This window comes from Sphaerisporangium sp. NPDC005288, from assembly GCF_040607475.1.
In the GTDB taxonomy this organism is placed as follows: domain Bacteria; phylum Actinomycetota; class Actinomycetes; order Streptosporangiales; family Streptosporangiaceae; genus Sphaerisporangium; species Sphaerisporangium rhizosphaerae.
Genome location: NZ_JBEXGT010000001.1, coordinates 334034 through 349220, shown reverse-complemented (window position 1 = coordinate 349220; position 15187 = coordinate 334034). Strand labels below are relative to the sequence as shown.

At 71.6% G+C, this 15187-nt stretch carries 12 protein-coding genes; 8 read left to right on the top strand and 4 right to left on the bottom strand.

Annotated features, from left to right (window positions below):
• Positions 1-7: 7 nt before the first annotated feature.
• The gene (locus ABZU32_RS01450) at positions 8-1426 is read right to left on the bottom strand and encodes a PLP-dependent aminotransferase family protein (RefSeq protein WP_354915575.1); all 1419 of its coding nucleotides are present in this window, start codon (positions 1424-1426) and stop codon (positions 8-10) included.
• A gap of 190 nt (positions 1427-1616) precedes the next feature.
• Here ABZU32_RS01450 and ABZU32_RS01445 point away from each other — a divergent pair, with 190 nt between their 5' ends.
• Positions 1617-2696: a DMT family transporter gene (locus tag ABZU32_RS01445; protein WP_354915572.1), complete on the top strand. Its 1080-nt coding sequence runs from the start codon at positions 1617-1619 to the stop codon at positions 2694-2696.
• A gap of 407 nt (positions 2697-3103) precedes the next feature.
• Here ABZU32_RS01445 and ABZU32_RS01440 read toward each other — a convergent pair whose 3' ends face one another.
• On the bottom strand, positions 3104-3844 hold the full coding sequence (locus tag ABZU32_RS01440; protein WP_354835225.1) for a GntR family transcriptional regulator: 741 nt from the start codon (positions 3842-3844) through the stop codon (positions 3104-3106).
• Between the two features lie 479 nt (positions 3845-4323).
• Here ABZU32_RS01440 and dapA point away from each other — a divergent pair, with 479 nt between their 5' ends.
• Together dapA and ABZU32_RS01430 are read left to right on the top strand one after the other, a co-directional pair.
• Positions 4324-5238 (top strand): 4-hydroxy-tetrahydrodipicolinate synthase, encoded by a 915-nt coding sequence (gene dapA / locus ABZU32_RS01435; RefSeq protein ID WP_354915569.1) that lies wholly within the window; start codon positions 4324-4326, stop codon positions 5236-5238.
• 247 nt (positions 5239-5485) lie between these two features.
• Positions 5486-7171, top strand: a complete 1686-nt coding sequence (locus tag ABZU32_RS01430; protein ID WP_354835221.1) for a ribonuclease J — start codon at positions 5486-5488, stop codon at positions 7169-7171.
• A 150-nt stretch (positions 7172-7321) separates the two neighbouring features.
• Here the strand turns inward: ABZU32_RS01430 and ABZU32_RS01425 are convergent, their stop codons facing one another.
• Both ABZU32_RS01425 and ABZU32_RS01420 read right to left on the bottom strand, forming a co-directional pair.
• Positions 7322-8656 (bottom strand): pectate lyase, encoded by a 1335-nt coding sequence (locus ABZU32_RS01425; RefSeq protein ID WP_354915566.1) that lies wholly within the window; start codon positions 8654-8656, stop codon positions 7322-7324.
• 125 nt (positions 8657-8781) lie between these two features.
• On the bottom strand, positions 8782-9702 hold the full coding sequence (locus ABZU32_RS01420; protein WP_354835217.1) for a 5-dehydro-4-deoxyglucarate dehydratase: 921 nt from the start codon (positions 9700-9702) through the stop codon (positions 8782-8784).
• Between the two features lie 250 nt (positions 9703-9952).
• Between ABZU32_RS01420 and ABZU32_RS01415 the strand changes: the two genes are divergently transcribed.
• From ABZU32_RS01415 to ABZU32_RS01395, 5 genes are all read left to right on the top strand, one after another.
• Complete coding sequence (locus ABZU32_RS01415) at positions 9953-10855, top strand: sugar ABC transporter permease (RefSeq protein WP_354835215.1); 903 nt, start codon at positions 9953-9955, stop codon at positions 10853-10855.
• Between the two features lie 11 nt (positions 10856-10866).
• Positions 10867-11748 (top strand): carbohydrate ABC transporter permease, encoded by an 882-nt coding sequence (locus ABZU32_RS01410; protein ID WP_354835213.1) that lies wholly within the window; start codon positions 10867-10869, stop codon positions 11746-11748.
• Positions 11749-11775: 27 nt separating this feature from the next.
• Positions 11776-13092, top strand: a complete 1317-nt coding sequence (locus ABZU32_RS01405; RefSeq protein ID WP_354915563.1) for a sugar ABC transporter substrate-binding protein — start codon at positions 11776-11778, stop codon at positions 13090-13092.
• A 105-nt stretch (positions 13093-13197) separates the two neighbouring features.
• On the top strand, positions 13198-14349 hold the full coding sequence (locus ABZU32_RS01400) for an enolase C-terminal domain-like protein (RefSeq protein WP_354915560.1): 1152 nt from the start codon (positions 13198-13200) through the stop codon (positions 14347-14349).
• Positions 14343-15173 (top strand): NAD(P)-dependent oxidoreductase, encoded by an 831-nt coding sequence (locus ABZU32_RS01395; protein WP_354915557.1) that lies wholly within the window; start codon positions 14343-14345, stop codon positions 15171-15173. The genes ABZU32_RS01400 and ABZU32_RS01395 overlap by 7 nt, the downstream gene beginning before the upstream one ends.
• The last annotated feature ends 14 nt before the right edge of the window (positions 15174-15187 follow it).

The window sequence follows — 15187 nt, the reverse complement described above, 5'->3', positions numbered from 1 at the left end:
GCCGGGCTCAGCCGGACCCCGGCGCGAGCTGGGCGTCCAGCGTCGCGCCGAGGCGACGGACGCCCTCGGTCAGCTCGGCGACATGGGCGGCGGCGATGTGGGTGACCCGGATGTGCGGGCAGGGCGGTTCGGCGGAGTGGTAGATCGCCCCTGGGCTGACCAGGACCCCGGCGCGCTGGGCGGACTCGACGAGCGCCGTCTCGTCGACGTCCCGGGGGAGCCGCACCCACAGGTGGAGCCCGCCCGGGGGCATGTAGGGCACGCGCGCGGAGGGCAGGTGGCGGGCCAGGGCGGAGGCCAGCGCGTCACGCCGCACCGCCAGCTCCGCCGTCACCGCCGCCCGGTGACGCCGCCAGGCGGGGGAGCCGAGCAGCTCCAGCGCGGTCTCCTGCAGGGGGCGGGCGACGAAGAACGACTCCACGAGCTGGGCGGCTCGCAGCCGCCGCGCCGCCGGGCCCCGCGCGATCACCGCGGCCACCCGCAGGCTCGGCGAGGTGACCTTGCTGAGCGAGTTGACGTGCACGACGGTGCCGTGGGCGTCCATGGTGACCAACGGGGGCGGGACGGGGCTCGTGGCCAGGTAGCGCGCGTAGTCGTCCTCGATCACGAACGCCCCGGCGGCCCTGGCCACGGCGAGGACCTGGCCGCGGCGTTCGGCCGACAGCACCACGCCGGTGGGGTTGTGCAGGGTCGGCTGGCAGTAGAACACCCGCGCGCCGGTGACGGCGAACGCCTCGGCCAGCAGGTCGGGACGCACTCCGTCGGCGTCCATCGGCACGGCCACCGCGCGCAGCCCGGCGGCGCGGGCGGCGGCCAGCGCTCCGGGGTAGGTGGGCGTCTCGACCAGCATCGCGGCGCCGGGCGCTGACAGGGCACGGAAGGCATGGGTCAGCGCGGCCTGCCCGCCGCTGACGATCAGTACGTCGCCGTGGGTGACGCCGCCGCCCACCTCGGCGGCGAACCAGCGCCGCAGCTCGGCCAGTCCGTTCAACGGCGGGATCGCCCAGGCGTCCGCGCGGCGCACGGCGCGGACGGCGGCGTTCGCCAGGGCCTTGGACGGGCGCAGCCCCGGGTGGAGGTAGCCGCCTGCGAGCGGGATGACGCCCTCGGGAGGCGGGGTGAGGAGTCCGGCGACCGCCGCGTCGTCGACGGACCGGTCTCCGAGCGAGACCGTCTGCCATGACAGGTCGGTGGCCTCTCCGGGCGTCGCGGCGACGGAAGGCGCGACGAAGGCGCCGCTCCCCGGACGGGTGACGACCCTGCCCTCGGCCGCGAGCGCCGCCAGCGCCCGGGACACGGTGACCGGGCTGACCTTGTGGCGTCGCACCAGCTCGCGGCTGGACGGCAACCGGTCGCCCGGCCGCAGCCGCGCCGCCTCCTCGCGCAGCGATGCGGCGATCCGGACGATACTGCTATCGTCATTCATGAAAGACAAGAGTAGCGCTACTGCTCGCACGGCAGTAGCGATCCCCCTCGGCCTACTCCGCTCCCGGCGCAGGCCCACCGGCGACCAGAGCGACGTCCCCCGAGCGGCGACGGCGGGAGAACGTGCCGGAGTGGCGGAGGATGCCGCGCCAGGATCAGGGCCCGGGACGGCGGACGGCGCGGTCCCGCGAGTGCGGGCCGGAGTGGCGCAGGGCGTCGAGCCGGGAGTGCAGGCCGGCACAGGAGACGGCGCGGTGCCGGGAGTGCGGGCCGGAGTGGCGCAGGGCGTCGAGCCGGGGGTGCGGGCCGGAGTGGCGCGGGGCGCCGAGCTGGGAGTACTGACCGGAGTAGGGGACGGCGCGGTGCCGGGGAAGCCGTCCGTGCCCGGTGGCCGGATGGTCGCCGGTGCGAGCCGGTGGGCGGGGACGTCGCTGGCGGGCCTGGGGGTCGTGGCGTTCTCGGGGACGTTGACGGCGACCGCCTTCGCCCTGCGGGGCTTCGACCCGTACTTCGTGGCGGTCGGCCGGGCCGCCGTGGCCGCGGTGGCGGCGGTGGTCTGCCTGCTGGCCGCCGGCGCCGCGCCGCTGCCTCCTCGGGCCCAGTTCCGGTCCTACGCCGCGATCGCGTTCGGCGTCGTCTTCGGGTTTCCCCTGTTCAGCGGCCTGGCTCTGGCCGCCGGGGCGAGCGTCTCGCACGCGGCCGTCGTCGTCGGCCTGCTCCCGGCCGCTACCGCCGTGTTCGCCGTTCTTCGGGCCGGGGAACGGCCGCGCCCGCTGTTCTGGGTTGCGAGCGCGGCGGGCGCGGCCTCGGTCACGGTCTTCACGCTCACCAGGGGAGGCGGCCGGCTCGCCGCCGCGGACCTGCTCATGGTCGCCGCACTGGTCTGCGCCGCGGTGGGGTACACCGAGGGTGGACGCCTGGCGCGGCACACGGCCGGATGGCGGGTGATCTCCCACGCCCTGGTGCTGGCGGCCCCGGTGACCGTGCCGGTCGCGGTGATCCTGTGGTTCACCACCGCTCACCGTCTGTCGACGGACGTGATGGCCGGGTTCGCCTACGTGTCACTGGTGTCGATGTTCCTGGGCTTCATCCCCTGGTACGCGGGCCTCGCGCGGGGCGGCATCGCCCGCGCCGGTCAGACCCAGCTCCTCCAGCCGCTCCTGACGCTGCTGCTGGCATGGTGGCTGCTTCGGGAGAGCCTGGACCCCGCCACCCTGACCGCCGCCGTGGCCGTGCTGGTGTGCGTAGCCCTGACCCAGCGCGCCCGTTGACCGATGTCCGGGGAACGACTCCGTGTCCGAGGAACGGCCGCGCGCCGCACATGGCGCCGAATTCGCCGTACTCCTTCCCACCGACGCGGCGCCGGATGCAGGCCCGGTCGGGGCGGGGAGAGGATCGTGCCGGGGAGGGGTGGGTGGTCGGGCGTTCGGCCGCTACCTCTTCCTGCCGCGCGGCGGCGGGTAGCGGCGGCCCACGGAGGGCAGGTGGGGCGGTGCGCTCTTGTGGAGTCGGGCGCCGGATGCAGGCCCGGTCGGGGCGGGGAGAGGATCGTGCCGGGGAGGGGTGGGAGGTCGGGCGTTCGGCGCTATCCCTTCTGCCGCGCGGTGTTGGGTAGCGGCGGTGCAGGGAGGCGGATGGGGTGGTGGGCGCTTGTGGAGTCGGGTGCCGAGGGAAGGGGTCAGGCGCCTAGGGGGACGGAGTAGACCAGGCGGAAGCGGTCGCCGGGGACGACGATGTCGCTGGTCTCCACGGGGCGGTCGCCGGACCAGTGGGTGCGCTCGATGTGCAGGACGTGCACGCCGGTGGGCAGGTCGAGCAGGTCGCTCTCGGTCGGCTGCGGGACGCGGGTGTGCACGCTCTCGCGAATGTCGGTGATCTTGACTCCGGCGGCGGACATGCGGGCCAGCAGGCTCTTGCGCCCGTTGGTGCCCTCTTCGGGGCAGGAGTGGGGGCGGCCGAACTCGACCGGCTCATAGGAGGTGGCGAGCTGCATCGGCTTGCCGTCGGTGCGAAAGACGTAGCGGGTGCGGGTGACCGGCTCGGAGGCGTCGAGCCGGAGGCGGCGGGCGATCTCGGGCCCGGCCTTGACGGGCTCGCTGCGCCAGTCCCACGTGGCGCGGTGGCCGCCGGCCTGCATGTCGGCGGCGAACGGGGCGTCGTGGTCGATGTTGCGGCACCGTTGCAGGGGGTAGAGCACGGACTTCTCGCGGACGTAGTGCCCGGAGCCGACCTTGCCGATGATGAGGCCTTCGGCGGCCAGGACGCGCAGGGCGTGACGGGCGGCGGTCTCGCCGACGCGGAAGCGCTGGGTGAGTTGCGCGCGGGACGGGATGGGCGCGCCCGGCGGCAGGGTGCCATCGACTATCTGCGCCCGCAGCTCTTCGACCACACGGAGGTACACCGGATCGTTGCCAGTCATCCGTCCATCCCTATGGGTGTTCGAGATCGTTTTCCTATCTTGCCGTAATCGAAGGACAACTAGGAGTAATGGCGAACACTTGGAGTCCCAACTTTACGAAACGTGATTCTGTGGCGACATTGCGTTCCGCCTGGACGGAAAAGGTGAGGAGCGGTACGGGGGACACCGCCCGCCACCAGGACGGGCGCGCGGCCGGGCGGGACGGGGGCGCATCCGGTGGGCGGGCCGTAGCCCCCGCCGGCACCGCCCGCGCGGACGATCGGAAAATTCTTCTCAGATGTGTGTAACGCCGCCGTAAGCGGGGCCGATTGCACGGATAGAGGTCGTCGATGTGTGTACCCCCGAGCACATATCGACGGCCTCTGTCCATGTCACACCATCTCCCCAGGAACCGGTGCACACCCGGATCGACCGACGTGCCGTCACGAACCGGGGTGGCGGGGTCCACCGTCTTCGCGGATCCGGGTACCGTTCCGTCTATGGCATCGCCAACCGGAACCTCCGACGCGCCCTTCGGGCGCATGCTGACCGCGATGGTCACGCCGTTCACCGCCGACGGCGCCGTGGACATCGACGGTGTCCAGCGCCTGGCCACCTACCTCGTTGACGACCAGCGCAACGACGGTCTCGTCGTCAGCGGCACCACGGGGGAGTCCCCGACCACCAGCGATGCCGAGAAAGAGCTCATACTGAAGGCCGTGCTCGAGGCGGTGGGCGACCGGGCGACCGTCGTGGCCGGCGCGGGCACCAACGACACGCGCCACTCGGTCGAGCTGGCCAGGGCCGCCGAGCGCGCCGGCGCCCACGGCCTGCTGCTGGTGACCCCGTATTACAACAGGCCGCCCCAGGAGGGGCTGTACCGCCACTTCACGGCCGTCGCCGACGCCACCGGCCTGCCGGTCATGCTGTACGACATCCCCGCCCGCACGGGCACTCCGATCGCCACCGAGACGCTCCTGCGCCTTGGAGCCCACCCGCGCATCGCCGCGGTGAAGGACGCCAAGGGCGACCTGTTCGCCGCCTCGCAGGTGATGGCCGCCACCGACCTGGCGTACTACTCCGGGGACGACGCGGTCAACCTGCCCTGGCTGTCGATCGGGGCGGCCGGGTTCGTCAGCGTGGTCAGCCACGTGGTGGGCGCCGAGCTGGCCTCCATGATCGGCCTGTTCCAGTCGGGCCACGTGGAGGGCGCCCGCTCGGTGCACCAGCGCCTGCTGCCGGTGGTCACGGGCATCATGACCCGCAGCCAGGGCGCGATCATGGCGAAGGCCGCGCTGGGCCTCATGGGAAGGCCGGTGGGCCCGGTGCGCGCGCCGCTCGTCGACGCCACCGGGGAGCTCGTCGCGACTTTGCGCGAAGACCTGGTCGCGGGCGGGGTGAAGTTGTCCGACTGAAATGCCGCCTACTCTGGGTGCGGCCGACGAAACCGCGCGCCCGGCCGGGCGCGCGCCGGGCCGGGGCCGCCGCGCGTACGTCGTGAGCGGCGGAGCACCCACCTGAACGAGTCGCCGCGCGCTGTTCGCGGCGGGGAGGAACTGAGAGTTTGAGAGAGAGACACGACGATCTCGGCCCGCGACGCGCCGGACGGCTCGGCGAGGGAGCCGTACACGCGCGGCGGGCCGATGTACACGGGGGGAGAGCATGAGTCATCCGCATCCCGAGCTGGGGCCGCCTCCGGCCCTGCCGGAGCACGGCCTGCGCATCGTCGCGCTCGGCGGGCTCGGTGAGATCGGCCGCAACATGGCGGTCTTCGAGTTCGACGGCCGGCTGCTGGTGGTCGACTGCGGCGTGCTGTTCCCGGAGCCCGACCAGCCGGGCGTCGATCTGATCCTGCCCGACTTCGACTACATCCGGGACCGCCTGGACCAAATCGAGGCGGTCGTGCTGACCCACGCCCACGAGGACCACATCGGCGCCGTCCCGTACCTGCTGCGCGAGCGCCGCGACATCCCCCTGGTCGGCTCCCGCCTGACCCTGGGCATGATCGAGAGCAAGCTCACCGAGCACCGCATCCAGCCGGTCAAGGTCGAGGTGGCCGAGGGGCAGCGGCAGCGGTTCGGCCCGTTCGAGTGCGAGTTCTTCGCGGTCAACCACTCGATCCCCGACGCCCTCGCCGTGGCGATCAGGACGCCCGCGGGCATCGTCCTGCACACCGGCGACTTCAAGATGGACCAGCTTCCGCTCGACGGCCGGCTGACCGACCTCGGCGGGTTCGCCAGGCTCGGCGCCGAGGGCGTCGACATGCTGATGTCGGACTCCACCAACTCCGAGGTGCCCGGCTTCGTGCCGAGCGAGGCCACCATCAGCCCGGTGATCGACGAGGTCTTCCGCAGCGCGACCAAGCGCATCATCGTGGCCTGCTTCGCCTCGCACGTGCACCGCGTGCAGCAGGTGTTCGACGCCGCCGAGCAGAACGGGCGCAAGGTCGCGCTCATCGGCCGCTCGATGGTCAGGAACATGGGCGTGGCCCGCGAGCTGGGGTACCTGCGGGTGCCGGCCGGCCTGCTGGTGGACGCCCGCGAGATCGAGGAGTGGCCGCCGGAGGACGTCGTGCTGATCTGCACGGGGTCGCAGGGCGAGCCGATGGCGGCGCTGTCGCGCATGGCCAACCGCGACCACCCCATCCGGGTCGCCGAGGGTGACACGGTCGTGCTGGCGTCGTCGCTGGTGCCGGGCAACGAGACGGCCGTCAACAAGGTCATCAACGGGCTCACCCGCTGGGGCGCGCGCGTGGTCCACAAGGGCAACGCGCTGGTGCACGTCTCCGGTCACGCCGCCGCGGGTGAACTGCTGTACGTGCTGAACGCCACCAAGCCGTCGAACTTCATGCCCGTGCACGGCGAGTGGCGCCACCTGCGGGCGCACGCGAAGCTGGCCGCGCTCACCGGCGTGCCGGACGACCACATCGTCATCGCCGAGGACGGCGTGGTCGTCGACCTGGTCGACGGCCGGGCGCGCATCGTCGGCGCGGTCCCGTGCGGCTATGTCTACGTGGACGGCTCGTCGGTCGGCGGCATCACCGACGTCGCGCTGAAGGACCGCCGCATCCTCGGGGACGAGGGCTTCATCTCGGTGGTCGTGGTGGTCGACTCCACGACGGGGAAGGTCAGCGGCGGCCCCGAGATGTACGCGCGGGGGTCGGGCATCGAGATCGACGCCTTCGAGGCGGTCATCCCGCTGATCGAGAAGGCGCTGCAGGACGCCGCCGCCGACGGCGTGGCCGACATCCAGCAGATGCGCCGCGTCACCCGCCGCATCGTCGGGCGCTGGGTCAACGACACCTACCGCCGCCGGCCGATGATCGTCCCGGTCATCGTCGAGGTGTGAGCACGGGGACCGTCACGCCGCGGTTCGACGGCGTGACGGTCCGGGGGGTGCCTGGCCGCCGGGGAAGGGGCCCGTCAGGTCTGACCTGACAGGGCGCTCGGCTCAGGGGTCCGGGGCGGGGCGTGGCGGCACGTCGCCGCCCGCGCCGGGTCAGCGCAGGCGGCCGGGGCCCGCCAGCAGCGGCACGGTCAGCGGCACGACGGCCGCGGGGTCGACGCGGGTGTGCAGGGCCGGGGTCCATCCGACGTCGCCGGACAGGTCGGGGTCGTGGGTGGCGTTGTGCGCGGCCAGGATGTCCACCTGGCGCACCCTGCCGCCCGAGGCCACCAGCGTGCCGGTGGCGTGCAGGGCGGTGCCGCCCCAGTTGTAGATGATCGTGCCCGGGTCCACCCCGGCGCCGAGCCGGAAGAAGTTGTCCTCGGCGTAGATCTTCGACTCCACCCCGGCGCCGAAGCTGTAGACGTACTCGTCGCCGGCCGGGATGTCGTAGTAGTTGTCGTACACGTGCACCTGGCCGAACCGCACGCGCGGCGCCCGCTGCAGGATGGTGTCGAACACGTTGTGGTGCACGGTCACGTTCAGCTTGCCGCGGTCGGCGGCGGGGTTGTTGGTCGAGCCGATCAGCATGGTCTTGTCGTGGTCGGCGAACCGGTTCCACGAGACGGTGGCGAGGTCGGAGCCGCTGGTGATGTCGAGTTCGCCGTCGTGCACCTGGTAGGGCCGGCCGAAGTACAGCGGCTGGGCCGAGTCAGGGTCGCCGCCGTCGTCGAAGCCGTTGTGGTCCACCCAGACGTGGGTGGAGCCGGTGACCGAGATGTCGTCGTACAGCGAGTTCCAGTTGCCCTCGGCGCCGTCGGTCGGGTCCCACTGGGGGAAGCAGTCGTAGGCGTCCTGGAACCTGATGTTCCTGATGATGACGTTGTCGGCCTTGTCGACGTGCAGGTTCAGGCCTTTGATCACGGCGTTGCCGAGGCCGGCGATGGTGGTGTTGGAGCCGACCTTCGGCTTGATCTGGGCGGTCTGGCGGGCGGCGGAGGCGGCGCGCGCGTCCTCCAGGGGCCCGGACGGCTCGGCGTCGCGGCCCCACACCGCCGGGTCGTAGGCGGCGAGGTAGGCGGGCAGGGTGTAGCCGCCGGTCGCGTAGTCGTCGCAGGTCAGCCGGGCGCCGGTGTCGTCGGTGTTGCCGTCGATGACACCCTTCACGTAGATGATCTTGGGGGTGGCGTCGCCCTTGTTCAGGGCGGTGACCAGTTCCTTGCGGGTGCGGACGGTGAACACGTGGGCGTCGTCGGCCGCGGCGCCGCCGGTGGTGCCGGTGGTCGCGGCGGCCCATCCGTCGCCGGCGGGCAGCGTGCGCCGTCCGAGCGGGACGTCGTGGCCGGTGGCGGCCGAGGCCGCGGGGACGGCGGTCAGCGTGGCGGCGCACAGCGCCGCGGCCAGGACGGCCGCGGCCAGGACGGCCGCGGTCGTGGTGGGTGCTGGCAAGGGGATACCTCCTGGGTCAGGGAGGCCCCCGCTCCGGCGGAGGGCGGCCTCCAGGGGGTCCGGGCCCCGGGCGGGCGTGCCCGCGGGGCCCGGGCGGGCGCCTCCCCGACGCGGCGCCGTGCGGGTCAGGGGCTCTCGGTGATCGACAGTGCGCGCTCGATCAGCTCGCCGAGCCGCTTGACGTGCTCGGGCGCCGGCTCGCACAGCGGGGCGCGCACGGGGCCGGCGTCCAGGCCGCGCAGGCGCACGCCGGCCTTGATCAGCGACACCGCGTATCCGGCGCCCTGGCGGCGCAGCTCGACCAGCGGCCGGTAGAACTCGTCGATCAGCCGGTCGGTCACGGCGTCGTCCCCGGCGAGCAGGGCCTTGTGGAAGGCCAGGGCCACGCCGGGGACGAAGCAGAACACCGCGGAGGAGTATCGGGTGATGCCGAGCCCGCGGTAGGCGAGCGCGGACATCTCGGCGGTGGGCAGGCCGTTGAAGAACAGCAGATCCGCCGAGGCGGTGCGCGCGGCGCTGATGACGCGCTGGAGCAGGTCCAGGTCGCCGTGGCCGTCCTTGAACCCGATGATGCCGGGATGGCGGGCCAGTTCGACGACGGTCCGCGGCTCGAAGATCGCGTTGTCGCGCTGGTAGAGGATCACCGGCAGCCGGGTGCCGTCGGCGAGGGCCTGGTAGTGGCGCCGCAAGCCCTCCTGGTCGGGCTGCACGAGGTAGGGCGGCAGGGCGAGCAGCCCGTCGGCGCCGGCCTGTTCGGCGGCCGCGGAGAAGCCGGCGGCGAGCGCGGTGGCGTATCCGGTGCCGGCGATGACGGGCACCCGCCCGGCGGTCTCCTCGACGGCGGCCGCGACGCACGCCGCGTAGTCGGCGAGGCTCAGCGAGGGGAACTCGCCCGTGCCGCAGCAGGCGAACACCGCGCCGCATCCGGCGGCCACGCCGTCGCGGACGTGCTCGCGGAAGGCGTCGAGGTTGAGCCGCTCCCGGTCGTCGCAGGGGGTGACGGGAAAGAAGAGCGGCCCGTCGAGCCGATCCACCAGCGAAGTCATACGGTCCTCTCTCGCGTACACATGCCAGGACTGTATTCACGTATATGAACACAGGGAACGTATGGCGGCCATGCCCCGCCAGTCAAGGGAGCGGGGGAAACCTGCGTGCCCGGCATCCGAAATGCTTTGGTTACCTGGCGAAGGGTTGACATCGCGCGTGCCGCCTTCCTACGTTGACGGCGCGTCCACAAGTGTGAACCTTGTTCAAGAATGTGTCACTCATTCGACGGCCGACCGAACGGAGCGCCAGGTGGCATTCGCCAGGACAGCGGCGGCGAGGGGGCGTCCCCGGGCCCTGCGCTGGGCCCCGTACCTGTTGATCTCCCCGACCGTCCTGCTGATCACGGTGTTCCTCGTCTACCCGATCGGCAGCGTCCTGTACTACAGCCTCCAGCACTACAACCTGACCAAGCCGTGGTCCAACGGCTTCGCCGGGCTGGCGAACTTCCGGGAGATGCTTTTCGAGGACCCGCTGTTCTGGACGAGCCTCGGTTTCACCGCCAAATGGGTGGTCGTCGAGATCGCGCTGCAACTCGTGCTCGGCCTCGCGCTGGCGCTCATCGTCAATGAAAGTTTCATCGGCCGGGGGCTCGCCCGTTCGATGGTCTTCTCCCCGTGGGCGGTCTCCGGAGTGCTCACCACCGGCATCTGGATCCTGCTCTACAACCCCACCACCGGCATCGTCCGCTACCTCGGCGCGCCGGAGGCCGCGGTGCTCGGCAATCCCGACACCGTGTTCGGCGCCGTCGTGGTCACCGAGCTGTGGCGCGGCGTGCCCTTCTTCGCGATCCTGCTGCTCGCGGGGCTCCAGGGCATCCCCGGCGAGCTGTACGAGGCGGCGGCCGTCGACGGGGCGGGGCGCGCCCGCCGCTTCCTGCACGTCACCCTGCCCCACCTGCGCGACGCCATCGTGCTGGCCACACTGCTGCGCTCGGTGTGGGAGTTCAACAACGTCGACCTGATCTACACGCTCACCGGCGGCGGCCCGGCCCAGGTCACCACCACGCTGCCGCTGTACGTGGCCCAGCGCGCCATCGACTCCAAGGACTTCGGGTACGGCTCGGCGCTCACGACGGCGGGCTTCCTGATCCTGCTGTTCTGCTCGCTGCTGTACCTCCGGCTGAGCCGGTTCGGCGCGGACCACAAGGCATGAGGGGCGCTTCCATGGCAACCGAGACCATCGTGCGGCGCCCCGGGAAGGTGGGCGTCCGGACGGCCCCCGGGCCGCGGCCCCGCAAGGATCCGGGCAGGGTGCTGCGGCTGTACGTCCCGCTGGGCCTCTACCTGATCTTCACGCTGGTGCCGTTCTACTGGATGATCGTCTTCGCGCTGCGGCCGACCGGCTCCACCGCGCCGGTGCCCTGGCCGATCACCTTCGAGCACTTCGAGACCGTGTGGAACGACATCGGCTACGCGGTCTTCTTCAGGAACAGCGTGGTCGTGGGCGTGCTGTCGCTGCTGTTCACGACGGTGGTCGCCCTCATGGGCGGGTACGCGCTGGCGCGATTCCGCTTCCGCGGCCGGACGGTGTTCATGGTGGCCCTGCTGTGCACGCAGTTCATCCCGGGCGCCATGATGCTGATCCCGCTGTTCACGATCTTCCGCGGCCTCGGGCTGATCAACTCCCTGTGGAGCCTGGTGATCGCGGACACGGTGTTCAACCTCCCGCTCTCGATCATCCTGATGAGCGGGTTCGTCGCCGCGGTGCCCTTCCAGGTGGAGGAGGCGGCGATGGTGGACGGCTGCACGCGCGTCCGTGCCTTCTTCGCGGTCGTGCTCCCGCAGCTGCGTCCCGGCCTCATCGCGGTCGGGTCGTTCGCCTTCATCCACACCTGGAACAACTTCCTGTTCGCGCTGATGTTCATCAGCAAGCAGGCCAACTTCACCATCCCCGTCGGCCTGAGCTACACGATCGGGGAGTACAGCGCCGACTTCGGGGCCCTGGCGGCGGGCGGCGTGGTGGCGGCCGTCCCTGTCGTCTGCGTGTTCGCAGTGATCCAGCGCTATCTCGTGCACGGCATCAGCGCCGGTGCCGTGAAGGGATAGCCACCCCCGCCTGGAGGACACCACACCATGAGAACCATCACCAAGGTCTGCACGGCGGCCGTCGCCGTCCTCGCCCTTTCGGTCACCGCGTCGGCCTGCGGGTCGGACTCCGGAGGCGGCGGGCAGGCGTCCGGCGGCAAGACGACGATCACCTTCTGGGACAACAACGGCGGCGTCCGCACGCCGCTCTACCAGGAGCTGATCAAGCGGTTCGAGCAGGCCAACCCGACCATCCACGTCGAGTACGTGGGCATCCCGATCGCCTCGGTCCAGCAGAAGTACGACACCGCGATCGCCGGCGGCGAGACGCCCGACGTGGGCGGCGTGACCACCAGCTACCTGGCCGGCCTGACCGGGCAGCAGGCGCTGGAGCCGGCCGACGACTGGCTGGCCAAGAGCCCGGCGAACGGCAAGCTGCTGGACAGCATGCTCGCCTCGGTCAAGCGGACCGACCCCGGCGGCAAGCTCTACATGGTGCCGGCGACCTCCAACCTCGACGTCGTCTGGTACCAGAAGGACAAGCTGTCGGCCGCCGGGGTCCAGGCGCCCAAGACCTGGGACGAGTTCTTCGCGGCGGCGGACAAGCTGACCAAGGCCCCCGACCAGTACGGCTGGACCATCCGCGGCGGCGCCGGTTCGATCTTCCAGCTCCTGGCCGAGGCCTACGCCTACTCCGGGGTCACCGAGTTCTTCGACGCCTCCGGCAAGAGCACCGTCAACGACCCCAGGAACGTCGAGCTGGTGTCCAAGATCGCCGCGCTGTACAAGAAGGACACGCCGGAGGCGGACGTCACCAACGACTTCCCGAAGATGGTGGCCCAGTTCACCAGCGGCAAGGTCGCGATGATGCACCACAACCTGGGGTCCTACAACGACCACGTGAAGGCGTTCGGCGCCGACAAGATCGACGCCTTCCCGATGCCGGTCGGTGCCTCGGGCAAGCGCACCATCGTGGCCAACCCGGTCGACGGGTTCGCGGTGTTCAAGAACAGCGAGCACAAGGACGCGGCCTGGAAGTTCGTCGACTTCCTGGTCTCCAAGGACAGCAACAGCTACTGGAACCAGCAGACCGGCCAGATCCCGGCCAACAAGGACGCCCAGGCCGACTCCTGGCTCGACGAGCGGCCCTACCTGAAGAACGCCGTGCAGGTCCTGGGCGACCCCTCGACCGTGGTGGTCTCGCCGCCGTACTACCTGCCGCAGTTCTCCTCCATCACCAAGGCCGACACCGAGCCGCTGTTCCAGAAGGTCCTGCTCGGCCGGATGAAGCCGCAGGAGTTCCTCGACACCCTGGCGCGGAAGCTCACCGAGGCGCAGGCCGAGTGGAAGCAGTCGCACTCCTAGCCCGGCCCGGCACGACCCCGGGACCGGTACCCGTCACCTGACCGCGGGCGCCGGTCCCGGTTCCACCCCGGCGAGGCCGGGGGCGATCGAGCGGAAGGAGAGGTCATGGCCGTCATCGAGCGCGTCGGCGTCACGGTGTTCACGACCGTCGCCAGATCGGTGGTGGACGGGCACGGTCACCGGCATCCGGGCCCGCCGCGGGAGGTCAAGGAGGCGCTGCTGGAGATCACCGACAGCGACGGCGCCAAGGGGTACTGCCTCGGACAGCCCGAGACGCTGCGCGAGAGCATGATCCAGGCGCACGTGCGCCCCGTGCTGACCGGCCAGGACGGTCTCGAGCGCGAGCGGCTGTGGCACGCGCTCGCGCGGCGCCAGCGCGGCGCCCACGGCCACCTCACCGACCGCCTGCTGAGCACCGTGGACCAGGCCCTGTGGGACCTGGCGGGCCGCAGGCTCGGCCTGCCCGTCTGGAAGCTCCTCGGCGGCGCCCGCTCGGTCGTCCCCGCCTACGCCAGCACGATGTGCGGCGACGACATACCCGGCGGCCTGGCCACGCTGTCGGACTACGCGAGCTTCGCCAAGGATCTGGTGGCGCGGGGCTACCGGGGCATCAAGCTGCACACCTGGATGCCGCCGATGCGTCATGGCGTCGAGCTGGACATCAAGGCGTGCGCGGCCGTGCGGGACGCGGTCGGCCCCGACGTCGCCCTGATGCTGGACAGCAACCACTGGTACAGCCGCACCGAGGCCCTGCGGCTCGGCCGGGCGCTGGACGAGCTGAACTTCGCCTGGTACGAGGAGCCGATGGAGGAGGCGTCGGTGCAGTCCTACCGCTGGCTGGCCGACCAGCTCGCCACCCCGATCCTCGGGCCGGAGACCTCCTGGGGCAAGCACATGGCGCGGGCCGAGTGGATCGCGGCGGGGGCGTGCGACATCCTGCGCGTGGGCGTCGTCGGCTCCGGAGGGATCATCCCGGCGCTGAAGGCCGTGCACACCGCCGAGTCGTTCGGGATGGGCTGTGAGATCCACGGCAACGGGTCGGGCGCGCTCGCCGTGATCGGGGCGACGCTGTGCGGCGAGTGGTACGAGCGCGGCCTGCTGCACCCGCACTCGGACTACGACGCCCCGCCGCCGCATCTCCGCTCGATCATCGATCCTTTGGACGATTCAGGAAATGTCGCACTCCCGTGTCGTCCAGGACTGGGTGACGATCTTGACGTGGACCACATCGCCGCCCATACGGTGGCCACATGGTGAACACGGCGAACACGGCGAACACGGCGAATCCAGCGAACACGGCGACCCCAGTGAACCCGGCGAACAACGTTCTTGTGACCGGTGCCGCCGGACGTATCGGCGCCTGCCTGACCTCCGGTCTGCCCGAGTACGGCCACACGTTGCGGCTGCTCGACCGCACCCCGATGGAGCACGAGCGCTTCGAGGTGATCTGCGGGGACATCGCCGACCCGGCGGTGCTCGACCGGGCGATGAAGGGGGTGTCCGCGGTCGTGCACCTGGCCGGCGTCCCCTCCACCGGCGCCACGTTCGAGGAGGCGCTCACGGCCAACATCGAGGGCACCTACCACGTGATGGAGGCCGCGCGGCAGGCCGGGGTCGAGCGGTTCGTGTACGCCAGCAGCAACCACGCGGCGGGGTTCACGCCCCGGCGGGAGTCGGTGCCCGCCGACACCCCGGTGGCGCCCGACTCGCACTACGGCGTGTCCAAGGCCTACGGCGAGGCCCTCGGCCGCTACTACTCCGACCGGTACGGCATGCGGGTCGCGTGCCTGCGCATCGGCACGTTCGAGCAGCGCCCGCCGAGCCCGCGCGCGCTGTCCACCTGGCTCAGCCCGGGGGACATGGTGCGCCTGGCCCACGCCTGCCTGACCTCGTCGGATCTGACCTACGCGGTGGTCTGGGGCGTGTCGGCCAACACCCGCAACTGGTGGGACCTGTCGGCGGGACGGGCGCTCGGCTACGAGCCGGTGGACGACGCCGAGGCCTACGCGGCCGAGCTGGCGGAGCTGGATGCGTCCGATCCCGAGTACGCCTGGCTCGGCGGTCGCGTCGTCGAGTCGTGACCGGGCGACAATGG